The 22,363-nt window shown below is 72.8% G+C and carries 19 protein-coding genes; 9 read left to right on the top strand and 10 right to left on the bottom strand.

Annotated features, from left to right (window positions below; translation table 11 throughout):
* Positions 1-34 precede the first annotated feature (34 nt).
* The 5 genes from sigM (at position 35) to ACZ6PY_RS26490 (ending at position 4,576) form a co-directional block, all read left to right on the top strand.
* Entirely contained in the window at positions 35-766 is a 732-nt protein-coding gene (sigM, locus tag ACZ6PY_RS26510; protein WP_466076609.1) for an RNA polymerase sigma factor SigM, read from the top strand.
* Positions 763-1,731, top strand: a complete 969-nt coding sequence (locus ACZ6PY_RS26505) for a hypothetical protein (RefSeq protein ID WP_466076606.1) — start codon at positions 763-765, stop codon at positions 1,729-1,731. Before sigM ends, ACZ6PY_RS26505 begins: the two co-directional genes overlap by 4 nt.
* A gap of 179 nt (positions 1,732-1,910) precedes the next feature.
* On the top strand, positions 1,911-2,864 hold the full coding sequence (gene trxB, locus ACZ6PY_RS26500) for a thioredoxin-disulfide reductase (RefSeq protein ID WP_466076603.1): 954 nt from the start codon (positions 1,911-1,913) through the stop codon (positions 2,862-2,864).
* A 38-nt stretch (positions 2,865-2,902) separates the two neighbouring features.
* A complete protein-coding gene (gene trxA, locus ACZ6PY_RS26495) occupies positions 2,903-3,226 on the top strand; it encodes a thioredoxin (protein ID WP_073836974.1) in 324 nt (107 codons plus the stop codon).
* Positions 3,227-3,415: 189 nt separating this feature from the next.
* Positions 3,416-4,576, top strand: coding sequence for an N-acetylmuramoyl-L-alanine amidase (locus ACZ6PY_RS26490; RefSeq protein WP_313723835.1), 1,161 nt, complete (start codon positions 3,416-3,418; stop codon positions 4,574-4,576).
* A gap of 12 nt (positions 4,577-4,588) precedes the next feature.
* Here ACZ6PY_RS26490 and ACZ6PY_RS26485 read toward each other — a convergent pair whose 3' ends face one another.
* The gene (locus ACZ6PY_RS26485; RefSeq protein ID WP_466076600.1) at positions 4,589-5,254 is read right to left on the bottom strand and encodes a GNAT family N-acetyltransferase; all 666 of its coding nucleotides are present in this window, start codon (positions 5,252-5,254) and stop codon (positions 4,589-4,591) included.
* Positions 5,255-5,550: 296 nt separating this feature from the next.
* Here ACZ6PY_RS26485 and ACZ6PY_RS26480 point away from each other — a divergent pair, with 296 nt between their 5' ends.
* A complete protein-coding gene (locus tag ACZ6PY_RS26480) occupies positions 5,551-6,864 on the top strand; it encodes an aminotransferase-like domain-containing protein (protein WP_466076597.1) in 1,314 nt (437 codons plus the stop codon).
* A 7-nt stretch (positions 6,865-6,871) separates the two neighbouring features.
* A complete protein-coding gene (locus ACZ6PY_RS26475; protein ID WP_466076594.1) occupies positions 6,872-7,870 on the top strand; it encodes a D-alanine--D-alanine ligase family protein in 999 nt (332 codons plus the stop codon).
* 39 nt (positions 7,871-7,909) lie between these two features.
* Here ACZ6PY_RS26475 and ACZ6PY_RS26470 read toward each other — a convergent pair whose 3' ends face one another.
* From ACZ6PY_RS26470 to rpmH, 9 genes are all read right to left on the bottom strand, one after another.
* Positions 7,910-8,764 carry a hypothetical protein gene (locus tag ACZ6PY_RS26470; protein ID WP_466076591.1) on the bottom strand — a complete coding sequence of 285 codons (855 nt, stop codon included), beginning with the start codon at positions 8,762-8,764 and terminating at the stop codon, positions 7,910-7,912.
* Positions 8,765-11,385: 2,621 nt separating this feature from the next.
* Positions 11,386-12,444, bottom strand: a complete 1,059-nt coding sequence (locus tag ACZ6PY_RS26465; protein WP_466076588.1) for a ParB/RepB/Spo0J family partition protein — start codon at positions 12,442-12,444, stop codon at positions 11,386-11,388.
* Between the two features lie 27 nt (positions 12,445-12,471).
* The gene (locus tag ACZ6PY_RS26460; protein ID WP_466076585.1) at positions 12,472-13,836 is read right to left on the bottom strand and encodes a ParA family protein; all 1,365 of its coding nucleotides are present in this window, start codon (positions 13,834-13,836) and stop codon (positions 12,472-12,474) included.
* Between the two features lie 248 nt (positions 13,837-14,084).
* Positions 14,085-14,864: a 16S rRNA (guanine(527)-N(7))-methyltransferase RsmG gene (gene rsmG / locus ACZ6PY_RS26455; RefSeq protein WP_466077087.1), complete on the bottom strand. Its 780-nt coding sequence runs from the start codon at positions 14,862-14,864 to the stop codon at positions 14,085-14,087.
* Between the two features lie 434 nt (positions 14,865-15,298).
* Positions 15,299-15,883: a Jag family protein gene (locus ACZ6PY_RS26450; protein WP_466076582.1), complete on the bottom strand. Its 585-nt coding sequence runs from the start codon at positions 15,881-15,883 to the stop codon at positions 15,299-15,301.
* A 218-nt stretch (positions 15,884-16,101) separates the two neighbouring features.
* Positions 16,102-17,103 carry a membrane protein insertase YidC gene (gene yidC / locus ACZ6PY_RS26445; RefSeq protein ID WP_466076577.1) on the bottom strand — a complete coding sequence of 334 codons (1,002 nt, stop codon included), beginning with the start codon at positions 17,101-17,103 and terminating at the stop codon, positions 16,102-16,104.
* Positions 17,104-17,343, bottom strand: a complete 240-nt coding sequence (yidD, locus tag ACZ6PY_RS26440; RefSeq protein ID WP_466076574.1) for a membrane protein insertion efficiency factor YidD — start codon at positions 17,341-17,343, stop codon at positions 17,104-17,106.
* A gap of 41 nt (positions 17,344-17,384) precedes the next feature.
* The gene (rnpA, locus tag ACZ6PY_RS26435; protein ID WP_466076570.1) at positions 17,385-17,798 is read right to left on the bottom strand and encodes a ribonuclease P protein component; all 414 of its coding nucleotides are present in this window, start codon (positions 17,796-17,798) and stop codon (positions 17,385-17,387) included.
* Positions 17,799-17,832: 34 nt separating this feature from the next.
* Positions 17,833-17,970 (bottom strand): 50S ribosomal protein L34, encoded by a 138-nt coding sequence (rpmH, locus tag ACZ6PY_RS26430; protein WP_013289388.1) that lies wholly within the window; start codon positions 17,968-17,970, stop codon positions 17,833-17,835.
* A gap of 630 nt (positions 17,971-18,600) precedes the next feature.
* Between rpmH and dnaA the strand changes: the two genes are divergently transcribed.
* Entirely contained in the window at positions 18,601-20,436 is a 1,836-nt protein-coding gene (dnaA, locus tag ACZ6PY_RS26425) for a chromosomal replication initiator protein DnaA (protein ID WP_466076566.1), read from the top strand.
* A gap of 760 nt (positions 20,437-21,196) precedes the next feature.
* On the top strand, positions 21,197-22,330 hold the full coding sequence (gene dnaN, locus ACZ6PY_RS26420; RefSeq protein ID WP_151460585.1) for a DNA polymerase III subunit beta: 1,134 nt from the start codon (positions 21,197-21,199) through the stop codon (positions 22,328-22,330).
* The last annotated feature ends 33 nt before the right edge of the window (positions 22,331-22,363 follow it).

The raw sequence follows: 22,363 nt of genomic DNA, 5'->3' as shown, positions 1-22,363 counted from the left end.
CGCACCCGGTGCACCACCTCCGCCGGACGTGGTGATGGCGGGTCGCGGTGGGCGTACGCCCGGGCCGGCGACCGGTGACGGCCCGCCGGCCGGGATGTCCGACCTCGACCTGCTGCGGGCGCACGTCGCCGGCGACCGGGACGCCTTCACCGAGCTGTTCCACCGGCACCGGGACCGGCTCTGGGCGGTGGCCCTGCGGACGGTCGGCGACCGCGAGGAGGCGGCCGACGCCCTCCAGGACGCGCTGCTGTCGGCGCACCGCGCCGCGGCCCGGTTCCGGGGTGACTCGGCGGTCACCACCTGGCTGCACCGGATCGTGGTCAACGCCTGCCTGGACCGGATCCGGCGGCGCCAGACGCACGCCACGGTCCCGCTGCCGGACGGCGTCCACACCGACGGGGAGCCCGGCCGGCACACCGGCGGGGTGGAGCCGGCCGCGCCGGCCCGGGACCACGACACCGCCCTGGTGGTCCGGCAGGCCCTCGCGGCGCTGCCGGTCGAGCAGCGGGCCGCGCTGGTCCTGGTGGACGTGCAGGGCTATCCGGTGGCCGAGGTGGCCCGGATGCTCGGGGTCGCCGAGGGGACGGTGAAGAGCCGGTGCGCCCGGGGCCGGGCCCGGCTCGCCGTGCTTCTCGGGCACCTGCGGACCGGCTCCGACGAGGCCCCGGACGTGCCCAGCGTCACCGGTGGGAACCCGCGGCCGCCCGAGGGCGTCGGATCCACGTCGGGGTGGTCCCGGCGGGATGCCAGCCAGGAGGAGACGTGACGTCCCGGAAGTTCAGCGAGGTCGACCACGACCTGCTCGCCGACTACCTCGGCGGGGCGCTGGACGGCACCCCGGAGCGGGCGACCGTCGCCCGGCTGGTCGAGCAGGACCCGGCCTGGGGCGAGGCGTACGCGGCCCTGGCCCGGGCGGTCGAGCGGGTCCACGCGGACCTGGCCGGTTGGGCCGCCGAGCCCGGCCCGGAGCTGCCGCCGGCCGTGGCGGACCGGATCACCGCGGCGCTCGCCGGCGCCGGCCCGGCCCCGACGGGTGAGCTGGCGTCCGACCCTCCCGAGCACGGCTCGATTCCGGCCGCCGTGCCGGCACAGCCCGGCCGGGGCGCCCATCCGGCCGGCGCCACGGGCCGTCCCGGCCGGAACACCGGGCCGGGACGGCGCTCCCGGCGCTGGACGCGGCTCGCCGGTCCGGTCGCGCTGGCCGCCGCCTCGGTGACCGCGGTCGGGTTCGGGGTCAGCCACCTGGTCGACGCGGGTTCCGGCGGGATCACCGGGACGGCTGACAGCGCGGGCAGCCGGGCCGAGGGCGGTGCCGCGCCGCTGGCCGCCGGGCCGTTCCAGACCACCGGGCCGGCCCTGCACAGCGGCACCGACTACACCCCGGACGCCCTCTCCCGCGTCCCGGGCGGGTTCGCCGGGCCCTCGACGAAGGCGAGCGACAGGGCGAATCCCGCGGACGGACAGGACGAGCACCGGGTGTTCGAGAGCACCAGCCTGGACCGGCTCGAACGCCCCGAGGCGCTGGCCGGCTGCCTGTCCGAGATCGGCACGGAGCACCGCACCGGCCCGCTCACCGTCCAGCTCGTCGACTACGCCCGGTTCCGGGGCAGCCCGGCGCTGGTGGTGACCTTCACGGACGGGGGCGGTGCCCGCTGGGCCTGGGTGAGCGGACCCGAGTGCGGGGTCCCCGGGTCCGGCGCGGACACCCGCTTCACCGCGCGGGTAGGGTGAGGTCGCGGTCACCCGGGCGGGCCCCGCCGCGTGACGTGACCCACCGGATGACCGGCTCGGGAATCCCCGCTTCGTACGATGACGTTCTGCAAGTCAGGTGCCGACGTCGCTGAGCCGTCGGCGCTCGGGATCGGACATCGGTGCGCGCCGGTGACGAACACACACATCGGGAGACGGCAGTGGACGAGGTCCGCAACCTGATCATCATCGGCTCCGGGCCGGCCGGTTACACGGCGGCGGTCTACGCCGCGCGCGCCAACCTCAAGCCGCTGGTCATCGAGGGCGTGCAGTCCGGCGGTGCGCTGATGACCACCACCGAGGTGGAGAACTTCCCCGGTTTCGCGGACGGCATCCTCGGCCCCGAGCTGATGGACAACATGCGCAAGCAGGCCGAGCGGTTCGGCGCCGAGTTTCTCACCGACGACGTGACGCGGGTCGAGCTGAAGGACACCGGCGAGGTCGGCTCCAACGAGGTGAGCACCGTCTGGGTGGGTGAGACGGCCTACCGGGCCCGGGCGGTCATCCTCTCCACCGGGTCGGCCTGGCGTCCGCTGGGCGTGCCGGGCGAGCAGGAGTACCTGGGCCACGGCGTGTCGTCCTGCGCGACCTGTGACGGCTTCTTCTTCCGGAACCAGCACATCGTGGTGGTCGGCGGCGGCGACTCGGCGATGGAGGAGGCCAGCTTCCTCACCCGGTTCGCCGAGTCGGTGACGATCATCCACCGCCGCGACTCGTTCCGCGCCAGCAAGATCATGGCCGCTCGGGCCCTCGGCAACGAGAAGATCAAGGTCGAGTGGAACAGCGTGATCGAGGAGATCCTCGGCGAGGACGGCAAGGTCAGCGGCGTACGGGTGCGCAACGTGCACAGCGGTGAGAGCAAGGTGCTCGACGTCACCGGCGTCTTCGTGGCGATCGGCCACGACCCGCGCAGCGAGCTCTTCCGGGGCCAGGTGGAGCTCGACGACGAGGGGTACGTGAAGGTGCAGGCGCCGAGCACCCGGACCAGCATCCCGGGTGTCTTCGCCGCCGGTGACGTGGTCGACCACATCTACCGGCAGGCCATCACGGCGGCCGGCACGGGCTGTGCCGCCGCCCTCGACGCCGAGCGCTTCATCGCCACCCTGCAAGGCTGAAACATTTTCACGAACAGGTCCCGGAGGAGGGGTTCATAGTGGGAGCAACCAAGGCGGTCACGGACGCGAGCTTCGCGAGCGACGTGCTGAAGTCCGACAAGCCGGTTCTGGTCGACTTCTGGGCGGAGTGGTGCGGTCCGTGCCGCAAGGTCTCGCCGCTGCTGGAGGAGATCGCGGGCGAGATGGGTGACCAGGTCACCATCGTCAAGCTCAACATCGACGAGAACCCCGAGACGGCGCGCACCTACCGGGTGATGTCCGTGCCGACCCTCACCATCTTCAAGAACGGCGAGCCGGTGCAGTCCATCGCCGGCGCCAAGCCGAAGGGCGAGCTGGTCAAGCTCATCGAGTCGGCGCTCTGAGCCGACACCCGACACCGCCGGAACCCCCGTCCGCCCCACCCCGGGCGACGGGGGTTCCGCGTTTCTGACCTGCGGCGAACCCACAATCGCCGGTGACCGGCCACGGTACGCTCCGTAAGGTCTCCCCAGCGGGGAAGCACCTCCGTCGGAGTCTCCGGCCAGCCAGCGTCCGTGCAGAGGGAGGTCGTCGTGCGTCCCATCCGACCCGGTGACCGGGGACCCGCGGTGGCCGAGATCCGCACCGTCCTCACCGGCCTGGAGCTGCTCCCCGCCGGCCGCGGCGGCGAGGAGTTCGACGCGGAGACCGAACGCGCCGTCCGCGCGTTCCAGCAGTCCCGCGGCCTCAGCGTGGACGGGCGGGTGGGCACGGAGACCTGGCAGGCGCTGGACGCGGCCCGCTGGCGGTTCGGCGCGCGCACCCTCTACCACGCGGTCCCCGAGCCGCTGACCGGCGAGGACGTCCGGTCACTCCAGGAACGGCTCCTGGAGATGGGGTACGACGCGGGGCGTGCCGACGCCATCTACGGCATCCGCACCTCCCGCGCGGTGGCCCAGTTCCAGCGGGAGATGGGGTTGAAACCGGACGGGACGTGCGGTCCGCACACCATCAACGCGCTGCGCCGCCTCGGCCGGAAGGTGGTCGGCGGGCGGCCGCAGTGGCTCCGCGAGTCCGACGCCATCCGGCAGGCCGGGCCGACCCTGGTCGGGCGGACCGTGGTCATCGACCCGGGGCACGGCGGCACCGACCCGGGCGTGGTCGTGCCCGACGGCCCGCTGCGCTGGACCGAGGCGGACCTCGTGCACGACCTGGCCAGCCGGCTGGAGGGGCGCCTCGCCGCGGCCGGCGTACGCGTGCAGCTCACCCGGGGCCCGTCCCCGCGGACCTGCCTGCCGGACGCGGACCGCGCCCAGCTCGCCAACTCCCTCGGCGCCGACGTCTTCATCTCCCTGCACACCGACGGGCACGCCAACCCGGCGGCCGACGGGGTGGCCACCTACCACTACGGCACCGACAACGGCGTCACCTCCGCCACCGGGGAGCGGCTGGCCGGGCTGGTGCAGCGGGAGATCGTGGCCCGCACCGGGCTGCGGGACTGCCGCACCCACGCCAAGACCTGGGACCTGCTGCGGCTGACCCGGATGCCCGCGGTCCGGGTCGAGGTGGGCTACCTGACCTCACCGGCCGACCGCCACCGGCTGGTGGACCCCCGGTTCCGGGACCGGCTGGTCGAGGCGATCGTCGCCGCCGTGCAGCGGATGTACTACCCGATCGAGCGGGACGTGCCCACCGGCTCGATCGACGTGAGCGAGCTGCGGGCGGTGGTGGCCGCCGGCACGGTGGTCGACTGAGCCGCCCCGGCGTCAGCTCATCGAGCGGGTCGCCGCGGCCGGGCGGACCGGGCGGAGCAGCGTCTCCGGGCTCATCGAGCCGAGGAGCTTCTCCAGCGCGTACTCGACGTCGGACTTCCAGCTCAGCGCGGTGCGCAGTTCCAGCCGGAGCCGGGGGTAGCGCGGGTGCGGGCGGACCGTCTTGAAACCCACCGAGAGGAAAAAGTCGGCCGGCGCGAGGCAGGCCCGCGCCGGGTCGTCCCCGTCGTCGCCGAACTTCGCGTCGCCGAACGCCTCGATGGCCTTGATCCCGCGCTTGGTGAGATCCCGGGCGACCCCCTGGACCAGCATCCGGCCCAGGCCGCCACCCGCGAAGGCGGGCACCACGTGGGCGGTCATCAGCAGCGCGGCGTCCGCCGAGACGGGCGAGGTGGGGAAGGCCATCGAGCGCGGAACGTAGGCCGGCGGGGCGTACATGACGAAACCGGCGGGCATGCCGTCCACGTACGCGAGCTTGCCGCAGGAACCCCACTCCAGGAGCGTCTGGGAGACCCAGGCCTCCTTCTCCAGCCCCGGGTCGCCGGCGGCGCACGCGCGCTCGGCCGAGACCGGGTCCAGCTCCCAGTAGACGCACTGCCGGCAGGAGCGGGGCAAGTCCTCCAGCGTGTCCAGGGTCAGACTGACCAGACGTCGCGACATGAGCACCCCACCCATAGGCCCGGAGCGGAGACCCGCGCGGTCTCCCGCCGCCTTTCCTGCCCCCGACGAGCGATCGTACGCTTCCGCCCGGCGCTGCGGGAGGGGACGCGCGAACGCCCACCCGCGCCGGGGAGGGGGCCGGTCCGGGATGTGGACGTACCCACACGGCGGGCCCGGTGCTGGCCGGCGCCGACTACGATCGACCAACCGGCTTTTCCCGCGCGCCGCCATGGTTGCCGGCATCGCGGGTACCACACCGGGCGGCAGCCCCGCCGACACCCGATCGAGGTGATGTCATGACCGGCACGACGCTCGACGACTACACCGACCGGTACGCCCGGCGGGTCCGGGGGATGACGGCCTCCGAGATCCGGGCACTCTTCGCGGTGGCCAGCCGGCCGGAGGTGGTCTCGCTCGCCGGTGGGGCGCCCTACATCGCGGCGCTCCCGCTCGACGCGGTCGGCGAGATGCTCGGCCGGCTCGGCGCCGAGCACGGCGCCACCACCCTCCAGTACGGCATCGGCCAGGGCACCCCGGAGCTGCGCGAGCGGATCTGCGAGGTGATGGCGCTGTCCGGGATCGACGCGTCGTGCGGCGCCTCGCCCGAGGACGTGGTGGTCACCGTCGGCGGACAGCAGGCGCTCGACCTGGTGGCCCGGCTCTTCCTGGACCCGGGTGACGTGGTGCTCGCCGAGGGCCCGACGTACGTCGGCGCACTCGGGGTGTTCCAGGCTGCCCAGGCCCAGGTGGCGCACGTGCCGATGGACGCCGAGGGGCTGATCCCGGAGGCGCTGGAGGTGGCCATCGCCGACCTCGCCCGCGCCGGCCGGCGGGTGAAGTTCCTCTACACGATCCCGACCTACCAGAACCCCACCGGCGTGACGCTGAGCGAGGAGCGGCGCGAGCGGGTGCTCGACATCTGCGAGCGCGCCGGGCTGCTGGTGGTCGAGGACGACCCGTACGGTCAGCTCGGCTTCGAGGGCGAGGCGCCCGCGCCGCTGCGGGCCCGGCGGCGCGACGGGGTCTTCTACCTGAGCACCTTCTCCAAGACCTTCGCGCCCGGCCTGCGGGTGGGCTGGATCCTCGCCCCGCACGCGGTCCGCGACAAGCTGGTCATCGCCAGCGAGGCGCAGATCCTCTGCCCCAGCGGCTTCGCGCAGGCCGCCGTCTCGACCTACCTGGGCACCATGCCCTGGCGGGAGCAGCTCAAGGTCTACCGCGAGGTCTACCGCGAGCGCCGGGACGCCCTGCTCGACGCGCTGGCGGACCTGATGCCGGAGGGCACCACCTGGACCACGCCCGCCGGCGGCCTCTTCGTCTGGGCGACGCTGCCGGACGGTCTCGACTCCAAGGCGATGATGCCGCGGGCGGTCGCCGCCCGGGTGGCCTACGTGCCGGGCACCGGCTTCTACGCCGACGGGACCGGGGCGGGCAACATGCGGCTCAACTTCTCCTTCCCGCCGCCGGAGCGGATCCGTGAGGGCGTCCGCCGGCTGGCCGGCGTGATGGAGCAGGAGATCGCCATGCGCAAGGTCTTCGGCGCGGTCGGCGGGGCGGGTCCGCGGCGCCGGCAGGGCGGCTCGGACGCCCCCGGTCCCGACTTGGCATGATTCCCGCATGTCCGTCAGCCCTGCCGCACACACTTCCGTGACCGGACCCGCCGCCACCGACGAACTGCACGTGCTGGTGCTCGCCGGCGGTCTCTCCTACGAGCGGGACGTCTCGCTCCGGTCCGGCCGGCGGGTGCTCGACGCGCTGCGCGCGGTCGGCGTGGAAGCCGAGTTGCGGGACGCCGACGTGGCGCTGCTGCCCGCCCTGGCCGCCGACCCGCCGGACGCGGTGGTGATCGCCCTGCACGGCGCCACCGGCGAGGACGGCTCCCTGCGCGGCGTGCTCGACCTCTGCGACGTGCCCTACGTCGGCTGCGACGCCCGCGCGTCCCGGCTCGCCTGGGACAAGCCCTCCGCCAAGGCGGTGCTGCGCGAGGCGGGCATCCCGACGCCCGACTGGGTGGCGCTGCCGCACGACCGCTTCTCGGAACTGGGCGCGGTGGCGGTCCTGGACCGGATCGCCGACCGGCTCGGCCTGCCGCTGATGGTCAAGCCCGCGCAGGGCGGTTCCGGGCTCGGCGCCGCCGTGGTCCGGGACGCCGCGTCGCTGCCGGCCGCCATGGTCGGCTGCTTCGCGTACGACCAGACGGCGCTGGTGGAGCGCTACGTGCCCGGGATGGACGTGGCGGTCTCCGTGCTGGACCTGGGTGAGGGCCCGCAGGCCCTGCCGCCGGTCGAGATCGTGCCCCGCAACGGCGTCTACGACTACGCGGCCCGCTACACGGCCGGCCGCACCACCTGGCACGCGCCGGCCCGCCTCGACCCCGAGACGACCGAACGCGTGACCCGGGTGGCGCTCGCCGCACACGCCGCGCTCGGCCTCCGTGACCTGTCCCGCGTCGACCTGATCGTCGACGCGGACGGGCAGCCGCACGTGCTGGAGGTCAACGTCTCGCCGGGGATGACCGAGACCTCGCTGCTGCCACTTGCCGTCCAGGCGGCGGGCCTGGACTTCGGGCGCGCGCTCGGCACGCTGGTGAGCCGCGCCGCCGCCCGCCGCCCCTGAGGTCCGGCTGACCCGGTCGCCGCTACGGCGTCTCGCCCGCTACGGCGTCTCGGCTCGCTGCGGCTGCTCGACCTGTTCCGGCCCGGCCGCCTGCCGCGGCACCTCGGGCCGTTCCGGCGTGCCCGCCCGATCAGGCTGCCCGACCTGCTCCGGCGCGGGGGAACGCTCCGGGTGCGCGGCCTGCTCGGGCGTGGCCGTCTCCTCCGCCGCCTCGGCCTCGGGGATCTCGTCCGCGGCCTCGATCACCGAGGCGGTCTCCTCCTCGGGCTCCTCGGTCGCCCCGCCGGCCGGCGCGGCCGTGAGGCTCGACGGCGCCTGCCACTGGATGCGGGGCGGTTCGGCGAGCGGGCGGCCACCGAACTCGGCAAGCCACGCGGCGACCATCGCCAGGTTCTCCCGCCACTGCGCCTCGGAGATCGGCGGCAGGATCGAATCCCACAGGGACAGGAACGTGCCCCGCAGCTGCAGCCGCCCGTACGGCCGAGCCAGGAACCACATGTGCAGGTGCGCCGAGCCGTCACCCCAGCGGTTCACGTGCACCCGGGCCACGCCGTCCAGCGACCGGATGGCCCGCTCCAGGCGCACGGTCATGACGCCCAACTCGGCGGCGAGCAGGTTCGGCAGGTCGCCGAGGTCGAGGTGCGACCGGGACTCCAGGATCAACACCATGGGCAGGCCGGTCGGCCGGTCCATGGCCCGGACCCGCCATCGTTCACCCACCCAGATGTACGCCTCGTCCGGCGCGTTGCAGGCGGTGCACTCCCGATTCCCCTCGCCGCGGCGGGGAGGCTCGACCGGCACCGGCTCGTCGAGCTGCTTGACGTGGAGATCGCCCTCGAAGGGGAAGGAGGGCCACTGGGTGAAGTCAGGGACTGAGGGAGGGGTGTCCTGCACGACGCTGACCCTAACCGAGTTGGCGACGCCTGTCCCTACCCGAACGCGGGCCGCTGAGCGTTCCTGATCGATCCACAAGTGGTTGTCCACCACGTTGTCCACAGGCCGCTGAGATCACCAGCACAGCGCGTCATCCACTGCTCAGCAAGGGTTTCGACGCGATGTTTCACGTGGAACGGGGAGAGCCTGTGGACAACTGCTGTGGATAACGTTGGCGGCCGTCTTCCGGTCTTCGGGGTGCCTCGACCCTCCCTTCCCAACGAGCGAAACGGCGATCCGCACCGGCCGGGGGCGATGGCTTTCCGAGACGGTCTGCGAGGCGCTGCGCGGGCCCGACAGGCGCCCGATTGGCGGCCGTGTTTCACGTGAAACGGCGGCACGCGTGAGCGGGATCTGGCGAGCGGGATCTGGCGCGAGCTGTCGGGACGAGCGGTGTCGACTAGCGGTGTCGGGACTAGTGGTGCCCGGACGAGCGGTGTCGGACGAGCAGTGTCGAGACGAGCGGTGTCGGACGAGCAATGTCGGACGAGCAGTGTCGAGACGAGCAGTGCCCGGCGAGCCGCCTCCGGTATGAGTCCGGTCAGGGCGTTCCGCGAGCAGGATCCTTGGCGCGACTTCCGGTGATTGCCGCGCGGCTCCGGCCGTGGTTGCCGGGGCGGTTCACCACGCACATCGGCGTCAACGCACAAGTGAGCCCGCCCGGCGGGTCTGCGGTCAGTAGTGGGCGGCGACTGTCTGCGGCGGGCATCCAGCGGGCCTGTGTTCCACGTGAAACAGGAAGCGGATGCGGCGTCGTGGTGGGGCGCTGGCCGGAGACGGACTGGCCCCATGAGGCCGGCCGGCGGGTCCTCATGGTCGGCGGCGAGGCCGACGTCCAAGGGCGGCGGGCCGTCGGAGACGACCGGCACGCCTTCGTGGCAGAAGGATTCATGGAAGGGACCTGACCCTGCCCGCCAGGTCCGGCCGACGCCTACTCGCCGGGTCCGCCTGACGGATACCAGTGGTAGTCGTACTTGGAGGCCGGACCACCAACCCATGGGCGTCTGCGGCGCGCCCCTCGGCCACTTGCCGACCTGTCGGGCGCGGAGGCGAGTTCACACCCCTCGCGTCCGCCCACCGCTGGCGACTGCCGGGCTGCCGAAGTCGGTGTCCAGGGCCCACCCCTAGTCCCTCAGCCACCTCGGGCCTTCCTGCGCCAGTCCGTGTCTGCGCTCCCCGGATCTGGTGGGCATCTGCGTTCCGGCGCCCCAACTGCCGCCACCCAAACCGGAGACGGCCAATTCTGGGCCGGCACCGTCGCGGCGGCGCTCCCTGTTTCACGTGAAACAGGCGTCAGTAGTCGGCGATCGAGCCCTGGCGCGCCCCGTGCGGCATCCATCCGCCGACTGCAGCGCGTGCGCCACCACCATCCAGCCGGCTACGGCGCGTGCGTCGCCCACGGGGGTCGGCCTCGGGGAAAGGCGTCGCCACCCAGCCGAGCTGCCGCGCGTGGCGTCACGGGATCACCTTCCAGGTGTCGAACACCGGCGCGGCCCGGCCCAGCTGCTGCGCGCGACGTTGCCATCCAGGCTTCGCCTGGGGCGCGCGTTGCCAACCAGCCGGCTGCGGGCGCGCCGTTGAGCCACGAAGCGCGCCGGCGGACGTGTTTCACGTGAAACGGCGACGTGGAAGCCTCCTTCCCGGAGCCTCCCGGCCATCGGTGCCCGCGCAAATCGCGACGCCCGACCACTGGCGGTTCGGAGTCCACCGGCCAGCTGGCGGTACCGACAGGTCGAGCTGCGCTACGGCGCTACGAGCGGGGAGGTGACTGGTGATCGCGCGACGGCCTTGGAGGGGGGTGCCAGGACGAGCCGGTAGCGGGACAGGTCGGTGACGCGGGCACCCACGTCGGCGGTGGCCCTGGCCCTTCAGAGCCCGCCGGGCACTCAAACCAGTCCTGCGACGACAAGGTCAGACGATCGGGCGACGACAAGGCGAGCACCGACCTCGCCATGATGGCCGGCGTCACCACCACCTGCGAGCCATCGAGCACGGCGCGGCGATCCCGTCGACCATGGCCTTCGAATAGCTACCCCGTAAACGCCGAGCCCTCAGAAGGCCGTCAGGGCCGAACACGGCCAGGGCGTCCCAGCGCCCCGTCCAGGAGACCGCCGGCCGCCCAGAGGCCCATCAGGACGCCGCGCGGACGCCTCTTCCGGCACGACACCCACGACGGCACCAGGAGGGCACCCAGCGAACCAGAGCGGGCCGCCGGACCCGAGCCGATCCGCTGCCGCAGCCGCCAGAGCAGCCGGCGGGCGAGCACCCCGTCTGGACCCGCGCCGCCGGACCCGCGCCGCCGGACCCGAGCCGCCGGACCCGAGCCGCCGGAACCGAGCCGCCGGCACCGAGCCCGATTGCGGAGCCGCCGACCCGAGTCCGAAACCAGAGCCGCCGGGCCTGAGCCCGGTAGCGGACGCCAGGAGGCAGCCCCGGTCCGCGGTGAGCACGGCCGAAGCGAGCCCATCCCCGCAAGCGGACACCCTCCACCAGCTCCCGGGTGCCGCGGTCCTCCGGCCCGGAGACGACTCGGCCGCGTCGCCCCCGGAGGGACCACGCGGCCGAAATCGACACCGGGCTGTTCACTCCTCGGGCGGCTGCTCCTCCTGCCCGACGCCGATGATTCCCACGATCCGCTCCAGGTCGTCGACGGTCGCGAACTCGATCGTGATCTTGCCCTTGCTCCGGCCGATGTCCACCTTCACCCGGGTGTCGAAGCGATCGGAGAGCCGGTCAGCGAGGTCCGTGAGCGCGGGCGCGTGCGGCTTCGGGCGGCGCTTCGCGGCCGGGGCCTTCGCCGGGCCGTCGGCGAGCGCCAGCGCCACCAGTTCCTCGGTGGCGCGTACGGAGATGCCTTCGGCGACGATGCGCTTGGCGAGCTGCTCCTGCGCCTCGGAGTCGTCGAGGCTGAGCAGGGCGCGGGCGTGGCCGGCCGAGAGCACACCGGCGGCGACCCGGCGCTGCACCTGGGCCGGCAGGTTCATCAGCCGGATGGTGTTGGAGATCTGCGGCCGGCTCCGGCCGATCCGGCGGGCCAGTTCCTCGTGGGTCGCGCCGAACTCCTCCAGCAGTTGCTGGTACGCGGCCGCCTCTTCCAGCGGGTTGAGGTTCGCGCGGTGGATGTTCTCCAGCAGCGCGTCGCGGAGCATCGCGTCGTCCTTGGTGTCCCGGACGATGGCGGGGATGCTCTCCCGGCCGACCGCCTGGGCCGCGCGCCAGCGCCGCTCGCCCATGACGAGTTCGTACTTCTCGCTGTCGAGCTGGCGGACGACGATCGGCTGGAGGAAGCCGACCTCCTGGATCGAGGTCTTCAACTCCTCCAGCGCCTCCTCGTCGAAGACGTGCCGAGGCTGCTTGGGGTTCGGGACGATGCTGTCGACCGGGATCTCGGCGAAGCGGGCTCCGGGGACCGGGCTCAGTTGCGGCTCCGGCTCGGCGGCCGGCGCGGCCGGGGCGGCCACGTCGCCGAAGCCGTTGGCTCCCGTCACCGCCGCCGCGGCACCACCGCTCGGGGTGGCCGGGACGGCCGGCGCCGTACCGTTCTCGGTTTCGGCGGTCGCCGGGGCGCTGCCCGGCGCGGGCCCGGTGGGGATGAGGGCGCCGAGCCCCCGGCCCAGACCGCCGCGAGGACGGTTCTTCATGCGACGCCTCCCAGCGACTTCTCCGTACTACGCATTCCGGCTCACCGGCTCTTTGACGCCCCGCTCCGCGATCTCCTGGGCGGCCTCGAAGTAGCTCGTGGCTCCCCGCGAACCGGGATCGTAGGTCATCACCGACTGCCCGTAGCTGGGCGCCTCGGAGACCCGGACGTTCCGGGGGATCACGGCCTGGAGCACCTTGTCGCCGAAGTGGTTCCGGACGTCCTGCTCCACCGCGTCGGCCAGCCGGGTACGCCGGTCGTACATGGTGAGCAGGATCGTGGACACCTCGAGCTTCGGATTCAGGTGCTGCCGGACGAGGTTGATGTTCTGGATCAGCTGGTTGAGGCCCTCCAGCGCGTAGTACTCGCACTGGATGGGGATCAGCACCTCCTGCGCGGCGACCAACGCGTTGACGGTCAGCAGGCCGAGCGAGGGCGGGCAGTCGATGAACACGTAGTCGAAGTGCCCCGGGTATGCGGCGATGGCCCGGGCCAGCCGGGACTCCCGGGCGACGACGGAGACCAGTTCGATCTCGGCACCCGCCAGGTCGATGGTGGCCGGTACGCACCAGAGGTTCGGGATTCCCTCGACGGCCTGGGCCACCTCCTCCAGCGGCACGCTGTCGATGAGGCAGTCGTAGACGTCCGGCACGCCGGTGTGGTGCGGCACGTTGAGCCCGGTGGAGGCGTTGCCCTGCGGGTCGAGGTCGACCACCAGCACCCGGTTGCCGTGCAGGGCGAGCGCCACTGCCAGGTTCACCGTGGTGGTGGTCTTACCGACGCCGCCCTTCTGGTTGGCGACGCACATCACCCGGGTCCGTTCCGGGCGCGGCATGGTGACCTCACCACTGGGGTTCAGGATCTGCACGGCGCGCATAGCCTCCATAGCCAACGGTGGGTCATCCTCTTCGCGCGTCGGGGTTTCACGTGAAACGTACGTGCTTGCCGGGGCTTCGGCACCGTAGCCGGCATCCGGTGGCGTGTCGGACGGGGACGGGGCCGCGGGCACGTCCGGCGCGGACTCCGGGGTGGGCTGCTGCGGTACGACCACGGCCGGCGGTGGCGGCTCGAACCGTGCGGGGACGGCGGCGTTGCCGCGTACCGGGACCGGACGGGCGGTGGGCGCGTTCACCGGGCCGTCGCTCGGATCGTGCGGGTCCCGCGCCGGCGGAACGTTCGCCGGCACGGACGAGGTCGGCCGCACGGCGCCGGCCGGAGGCACGTCCCGCCGCACCACCGGGTCACAGTCCGGGGGTGGCGTGGACGGGTCGTGCGGCTCGCCGTTCGACGGCCAGCCCTGGAAGTTGGTTTCACGTGAAACGGGGCCGGTGGCAGAGGGTCGTCCGCCTGGCCCGGTCACCCGTGAATCGTCGTACCTGCCGTCGTCATGCACCTGTCATCCCTGCCCGCTCCGGATGGTCGGTCCGCACCCGTCTTTCAGGCCCCCGCGCTCGCCGCGCGGCGTCACCGGCCCGGTGGGAACGGTCGGGTTCGGGTGCCGCCCGGCACCGCCGCTCCACACTATCGGCGCGCGGCCAGCCTACGGCCGACGGGCGTAGCGGGTCCACGTCGGGTTCTGATCACCCAGCTCACGCCCACCCGGTCCAACGACCGGGCGGGCGTCCGGAAAGCCTTGCCGCGTCAGCGATCCCGGCCCTGGGTGCCACGGCGACGACCACCCCGCGAGCGCTTGGGCGCCTTCTTCCTGGCCGGGCCGACCACCCGTTCGCGGACGACCTCGATCACCGTGGCGGGCGGGTCGATCACGTCGACGCCGCACCGGTGCAGTTCCGGCTCGCCGCCGCCGAGCCGGGCCACCGCCGCGGCGTGCTCGGCGATCTCCTCGGCGGCGGAGGCACCCTTGAGCGCCACCAGGCGGCCGCCGGGCACCGCCAGCGGCAGGCACCAGCCGGCGAGCCGGTCCAGCGGGGCCACCGCTCGTGCGGTGACGATGTCGGCGGACAGCGGCGCCCGGTCCCGGGAGCCGACCGCGGCCTCCTCAGCCCGGCCACGGAACACCCGGACCGACTTGGTCAGCCCCAGGTGCTGCACCGCCTCGATGAGGAAGGCGGTGCGCCGGGCGAGCGGCTCGACAAGCGTCACGGTGAGATCCGGCCGCGCGATGGCCAGCACCAGACCGGGCAGGCCGGCACCGGAGCCGACGTCGATCAGGCTGGCGCCCTCCGGGATCCGCTCGGCCAGCGCCGCACAGTTGAGCAGGTGACGCTCCCAGAGCCGCGGCGTCTCGCGGGGGCCGATGAGCCCACGCACCACGCCGTCCGTGGCCAGCAGTTCGGCGTACGCGGCGGCCAGGTCGAGGCGGTCGCCGAAGAGGGTCCGGGCGGCCTCGGCCAACTCGGGCGGCAACGTCGCCTCCGCCGGGTCCGGCTGGTCGCCGGAGGGACGGCCATCACCGTCCACGAGGGACGGTGCCGAGTCGTCCCGCTCGTCGGAGGGTCCGTCGTCCAGGTCACGGCCGGCAGGCGCCGGCTCGGCGAACAGCGGGTCGATCGCGCCTCCCGCGACCGGTGCGGCCGCCGCCTCCACCGGCGCCGACGACTCGGGCCGTCCCTCCGGCTCGCCGGAGAAGGCCGGTGTCACGCCGGTGGCGGGGTCGGCCCCGGCGGCGGGCTGCACGGAGGCCGGAACCGGATCGCCCGAATGGGCGGGTTCGCTTGAGAAGGTCGGGTCGACCGGGCCCGCGGGCGGGACCGGGCTCGGCGGGAGGGCCGAAGCGTCACCCTCGGAGAAGATCGGGTCGACGGCCGGATCGGTGCGGACAGGCGACGGCCCGGGCGGGGTGCCGCCCGGGCCGGTCACGGCACCCGCCGTTGTCTCGTCGGAAGCCACCTACGTCAGTCCGTCACCGGCCGGACGATGATCCGGCGGTTCGGCTCGACGCCCTCGGACTCGCTCTCCACACCGCTCATCGCGTTGACCACGTCGTGCACGCACTTGCGCTCGAACGCGGACATCGGCTCGAGGCGCACCGGCTCGCCGTGCTCCTTGACCTTCTCCACCGCGTTCTTGGCGACCGCGGCCAGCTCCTTGCGCCGGGCGGCGCGGTAGCCGCCGACGTCGAGCAGCAGGCGGCTCGGCGAACCGGTCTGCCGGAACACCGCCAGCCGGGCCAGCTCCTGGAGCGCCTCCAGGGTGGCGCCGCGCTGGCCGACCAGGTTCTGCAGGCGACCGCCGACCACCTCGACGACCGGGCGGCCGCCGGAGACCAGCTCGTCGATGTCGCCGTCGTAGTCGAGGATGTCGAGCAGGCCCTCGACGTAGTCGGCGGCGATCTCGCTCTGCCGGAACAGGTCGCTGTCGGCGGGGGCCTTCTTCTCCCGGGCCTCGGCCTGGGTGTCCTCGGCCTCCTCCGTCGTGGCGGCCGGCGCGGTCTCCTCGTCCAGGGACTGGTCCGCGCTGGGGATGCTGGTGTCGGTCACGGTGTCATCTCCGTACTCGCTCGGCCGGACCGTCGGGTCCGCTGGTCTCCCGGGGGCCGGCGGGAGGTTCGCCGGTGCCCTCGGGCACGTCTGTACGGGCCAGTTTCGCCCGTGACCGCGCTCCGCGCGGCGGTTCCGGCCCGGCGCCGACCCCGGAGGGTGGCAGCTCGGGGACCGGAACGGGCCGCCACCGGTGTCCGGCGGCGGCCCGGTGAGGCTCAGCCCTGTCGCTTGGCGGGCCGGCCGCTGCTCTTCTTCGGGTTGACCGGCTTGGCGCCGGGCTTCGGGCCGGCCACCTTGGGAGCGGCGGCCGGGGCCTTGACGGCCGGCTGGGCGGTCTTGCGGCCGAGCAGGCCGCCGGCCCGGGCCGGCTGGGCGGTGGCCTTGCCCGCGGTGGCCTTGCCGGCGGTGCTGCTCTTCGGCGGCACCAGCGGCGGGAACTTCCGCAGCACCCACTGCTGCTGGCCGAGGGTGAAGAGGTTGTTGGTGACCCAGTAGATGATCACACCGATCGGGAAGATCGAGCCCGAGATGAGCAGCGAGACGGGGATGCCGTAGAGCATCAGCCGCTGCACCATCCGCTGCTGGGGGTCCTCGGCCCAGCCGGTCTTGAGGATCATCTGCCGGCTGGTCAGGTAGGTCGTGGCGATCATGATCAGCACCAGGATGCCGGCGACGATCTTGACCGTGGTGCTGTTGGCACCCAGGTTCGCCAGCTCGTCGGCCGTGGAGCCGAACCGGCCGGAGATCGGGGCCGTGAACAGCTTCGCGTTGGAGGCGCTGTCGAACTGCTCGACGGTCCAGCCGTACAGGGTCTTGCCCTGGTTGTCCGGGTTGAGCCGCTTGAGCGTGTGGAACAGGCCGAGGAAGACCGGGATCTGGAGGAACATCGGAAGGCAGCCCATCAGCGGGTTGGCCTTTTCCTTCCGGTAGAGCTCCATCATCTCCTTCTGGAGCGTCTCCCGGTCACCCTTGTGCTTCTCCTGCAGCTCCTTGACCTTGGGCTGGAGCGCCTGCATGGCCCGCTGCGACTTGATCTGCTTGACGAAGACCGGGAAGAGGATCACCCGGACGGTGACCACCAGGAAGATGATGGAGAGGATCCACGCCCAGTTCGTGCCGATCACGGCGCCGACCGAGACCCCGATGGCGTCCCAGGCCGAGTGCCAGGTCAGCAGGATCCACGAGATCGCGTAGTAGATCCAGTCGAGACTAAACACTCAGGCTCCAGTCACGTCGGAACGGCGGCGGTCGCCCGGCTCCGGGACCGGGTCGTGTCCACCGGGGTGGAAGGGGTGGCAGCGCGACAGCCGACGGACCGTCAGCCAGGATCCCCGCGCCGCACCGTGCCGGGACACCGCCTCGACGGCGTAGGCACTGCACGACGGGTAGAACCGGCAGCGGGCCGGCAGTGCCGGACTTATCCACCGACGGTACGCGATGATGGGCGCCATCAGCATGCGGGCACCGGCAGAGGGCCGCGGCGCGGCAGTGTGCTCGGTCACCGGGACCGCCGTCCCCGGGGGGAGCGTGCGGCCGCGAGAGCGGCGTCCAGATCGACGCCGAGCCGGGCGTACGACGCCTGGGCGGCCGGCGGCAGCGCGCGTACCACCAGGGTGCTGCCGGCGGGCAGGTCGGCCAGCCGCTCGCGGACCAGGTGGCGGAGCCGGCGGCGGACCGTGTTGCGGACCACGGCGTTGCCGACGGCCTTGGACACGACGAAGCCGGCGCGGCGCGGCGCGGAGATCTCCGCACCACCGCTCCGCGCCGGCTCCGACGAGGTTGTCGCGGCGGGTCCGGTCTGCTCGGGGAGGGTCAGGTGCACCACGACGGCACCACGGCCGACGCGTCGGCCACCCCGGACCGCTGCGGCGAAGTCGCTGCTACGCCGCAGTCGTTGCGCGGCGGCCAGCACGACTGCCCACGTCCCCGGACCGGACCGGTCGGCCTCAGGCCGACAGGCGCGCGCGGCCCTTGCTGCGACGGGTCGAGATGATGGCGCGGCCGGCACGGGTGCGCATGCGCAGCCGGAAGCCGTGGGTCTTCGCGCGCCGGCGGTTGTTCGGCTGGTAGGTGCGCTTGCTCACGTCAGGCTCTCCGTTGTCGTAGACCTCGCGCGGGGGATCGCCCGGGGTCGTGTGGTGGTCCAGGCCACCTCGCCGGTGGCCTCCGATCGGTGCTGCCCGGCGACCTGGGGCCCCGGCGATGCGGGGAGGTGACCGCGGACAGCAAGCACCCATCACCCTAGCAGAGGGCGAGAGAGCAGCCGTTCCAGCCTACGCAGGGGGGGCAATGACCGTCAAACCTCACACCAGGGCCGCGACCTGCGCCGGAAGCGCGACCGAAGGGGCGGTTTTCACTGATGTTGACAAGGCTGCCCCGGTGTCGACGGTTGATGGCGCGGGGTCCGCGCTGTTAGCGTGCCCGATTGCGGTCCGCGTCGGGGGTCCGGGACGACGGCTCCAGGTCGCCGCGCGGCGTTTCAGACGCGCCGAGCTGGAGTGTCGGTTGTCGCTGGCTGGCAAGACCGGACAAGGTAGTGAATCGTTCGGCACGGTGAACCCGCTTCGTTGCCTCCGGGAACCAGGGGGCAGGTCCGACCCGCGTCCGGTGGGCGGCCACAATCGGTCGGTACACACAGGCTGTGGATAACTTGTGGATGACGACCGGTCAGCCGTCCGGGCGGGCGTGAGCAGAGGCGAGGGGGTGGCACGACGGTGACCGGAGCGACCGACCTTGCCGCGGTGTGGACGGCGACGACCGACGAGCTCGCCGACGAGATCATCTCCGCGCAGCAGCGGGCGTACCTCCGGCTCACCCGGCTGCGGGCGATCGTCGAGGACACCGCACTGCTCTCCGTGCCCGACGCGTTCACCCGGGACGTGATCGAGTCCCGCCTCCGCCCGGCCATCACCGAGGCGTTGAGCCGCCGGCTCGGCCGGCCCATCCAGGTGGCCGTCACGGTGCGCGTCGCGGAGGATCCGGGTGGCCGACCGGCCGGCACCGTCTACCGCAGCAACCCCGAGCCCGCCCCCGGACCCGACGGCCCACCGGATCTGCTCACCGGCTTCGACCAGTCCGGCCCGGCCGACGCCGCGCCCGGCTTCCCCGACCTCGGTTTCCCTCCGGCCCGGCCGGAGGCCCCGGCGTACGCCGACCCGCGTCCGGAGCCGCCCGCCGAGGAGCCGGCCCCCCGGCAGCGCACCGCCGACGGCGCCCGGCCGCAGCTCATCCCGGCCAGCCGCGACGGGCAGGACACGCTGTTCAGCGCCGCCTTCGCCGAGCCGTTGCGCGCCGCCCCCGAGCGTCGTGGCTACGACGAGCGGTCCCGGGTGGAGCCGACCGCCCCCGACACCGGCCCCTACGAGCCCCGCTACCGGGAGGCGCCCGGCCCGGCCGACGCCCCGCCGCTGCGCGGCCTGCCCCGGGACGGCGCCACGGACAGCGGTCCCGGCCGTGGCGGCCCCGACCACCGGCCCGGTGGCCCGGCCGACCGGCGGATACCCGGCGGCGCGGAGACCGGCGGCAACCGGCTCAACCCGAAGTACATGTTCGAGACGTTCGTCATCGGCTCGTCCAACCGCTTCGCCCACGCGGCGAGTGTCGCGGTGGCCGAGTCGCCGGCGAAGGCGTACAACCCGCTCTTCATCTACGGCCACTCCGGGTTGGGCAAGACCCACCTGCTGCACGCCATCGGGCACTACGCCACGACGCTCGGCAACGCCCGCTCGGTCCGGTACGTCTCGACCGAGGAGTTCACCAACGACTTCATCAACTCGTTGCGGGACGACAAGACCAGCGCGTTCCAGCGCCGCTACCGGGACGTGGACATCCTCCTGATCGACGACATCCAGTTCCTTGAGAACCGGGAGCGGACCCAGGAGGAGTTCTTCCACACCTTCAACACGCTGCACAACGCGAACAAGCAGATCGTGATCACCTCCGACCGGTCGCCGCGCCAGCTCGCCACGCTCGAGGACCGGATGCGGACCCGGTTCGAGTGGGGGCTGCTCGCCGACATCCAGCCGCCGGACCTGGAGACCCGGATCGCGATCCTGCAGAAGAAGGCGGCGCAGGAGCGGATGTACGCCCCGCCGGACGTGCTGGAGTTCATCGCCTCCCGGGTGTCGAACTCGATCCGGGAACTCGAGGGCGCGCTGATCCGGGTCACCGCGTTCGCCAGCCTCACCCGCTCGTCGGTGGAGCTGTCGCTGGCCGAGGAGGTGCTGAGGGACTTCATGCCGGACGGCGCCGGGCCGGAGATCAACGCCGACCAGATCATGGCCTCCACCGCGGACTACTTCGGGGTGAGCCTGGAGGACCTGCGCGGCCACTCCCGCTCCCGCGTGCTGGTCAACGCCCGCCAGGTGGCCATGTACCTCTGCCGGGAGCTGACCGACCTGTCGCTGCCCCGGATCGGGCAGGCGTTCGGCGGCCGCGACCACACCACCGTCATGCACGCCGACCGGAAGATCCGCCAGCAGATGGCGGAGCGGCGCTCGCTCTACAACCAGATCGCGGAGCTGACCAACCGGATCAAGCAGACCACCTGATCCGTACGCCGACGCGACGCCCGGCCGGGTCCACCGGCCGGGCTTTTTCGTGCCTGTCGGTATCCGGCGCTTGACCCTCGACCCGGTGCAGGGCCCACGATCGGTGTCGTGTTCATCCACACCTCGGCCCGGTTGTCCACACCCCCTGTTCCACAGACGGTGGAAAACCACGCTCGGTCTCCGCCCGGTTACCCACAGACTGTGGACAACCCCTGGGGACGAGCCTGTGGACGCCTGGGGACGACGGTCGCGTTGTCCACCGACGACGGTCGGCCTGTGGGGGACCTGTTGAAGGTTCTGGGGACGACCGCGGCCGACGCCCTCGCCGCTGTCCACAGCGCTGGGGAGAAAACCGGTGGATTAGCGGTGGACAACCGGTGGACAGCCGTGGAAAACCCGGCGGCTGGCGACGGCTGTGGACCGGGACACGGGTTGTACCCCTGGTTCTCCACAGCCAAACCACCGGTGGATAACCTGTCTGACCTGGGCGGACGCCGGTTCTCCACAGTTTGCACAGGTGCGATGAAGACGATGAGTTATCTCTTCTAAACAACAAAAACCAATCATCACCGTTGGACTTCCTGTGGATCGGGCCGGAGCACTGCCGCCGGCAGTCACCCGGGCACCTGGATCCACGGGGTCGGGCGCACAGCCGATGCCCACGCGCCCTAAGGTGCGAGGGGTACCCGCACGGTCGGGCGGGACGGGTTGCAGCGGTCGGCATGAGAGAGTTGTCGCTGACGTCGACGCGGAGGCATTGATGAAGTTCCGAGTGGAGCGCGACGCGCTCGCCGAGGCGGTCGCGTGGACCGCCAAGAGCCTGCCCAACCGACCCTCCGTGCCGGTGCTGGCCGGAGTGATGCTCCGGGTGACCGACGGCAACCTCCAGGTCTCCGGCTTCGACTACGAGGTTTCCAGCCAGGTCACCGTCGAGGTGCAGGGTGACGCCGACGGGGCCGCCCTGGTCTCCGGCCGGCTGCTCGCCGAGATCACCAAGGCGCTCCCGGCCAAGCCGGTGGACATCGCCGCCGTCGGCGCGCACCTGGAGCTGGTGTGCGGCAGCGCCCGGTTCACCCTGCCGACCATGCCGGTCGAGGACTACCCGACCCTGCCGGAGATGCCGGAGAGCGCCGGCACCGTCGACGCGGCCGCCTTCGCCGCCGCCGTGGCCCAGGTGGCCGTGGCCGCCGGCCGGGACGAGACGCTGCCGATGATGACCGGCGTCCGGATCGAGCTTTCCGGCAGCACGCTGGCGATGCTCGCCACCGACCGTTACCGGCTGGCCCTGCGCGAGATGGAATGGAATCCGGACGACCCGGAGATCAGCCTCAACGCGCTGGTGCCCGCGCGGACGCTGCACGACACCGCCAAGGCCCTCGGCCCGCTCGGCGGCCACGTCACCATGGCGCTCTCCCAGGGCGGCGCCGGCGAGGGCATGATCGGCTTCTCCGGCGGCACCCGGCGGACCACCAGCCGGTTGCTCGACGGGGCGAACTACCCGCCGGTGCGCTCGCTCTTCCCGGCCAGCCACAACGCCGAGGCCCGCGTCCCGGTCGCCACGCTCATCGAGGTGGTCAAGCGCGTGGCGCTCGTCGCCGAGCGCACGACCCCGGTGCTGCTCAGCTTCAGCTCCGACGGCCTGGTGGTCGAGGCCGGCGGCACCGAGGAGGCCCGGGCCAGCGAGGCCATGGAGGCGACCTTCACGGGCGACGCGCTGACCATCGGCTTCAACCCGCAGTACCTGATCGACGGCCTCACCAACCTGGGCGCCCAGCACGCCCAGCTGGCGTTCGTCGACGCCTTCAAGCCCGCGGTGATTTCCCCCGCCGGCGAGGATGGCGAGGTCATCCCCGGGTACCGGTACCTCATCATGCCGATCCGCGTGTCCCGCTGATCGACGGCAGCACGACCCAGACGTACGGAGGTA

The sequence above is a fragment of the Micromonospora sp. NPDC048907 genome, assembly GCF_055586885.1.
The sequence above is the reverse complement of the archived record's forward strand: the minus strand, read 5'-3'. Positions and strand labels throughout refer to the sequence as shown.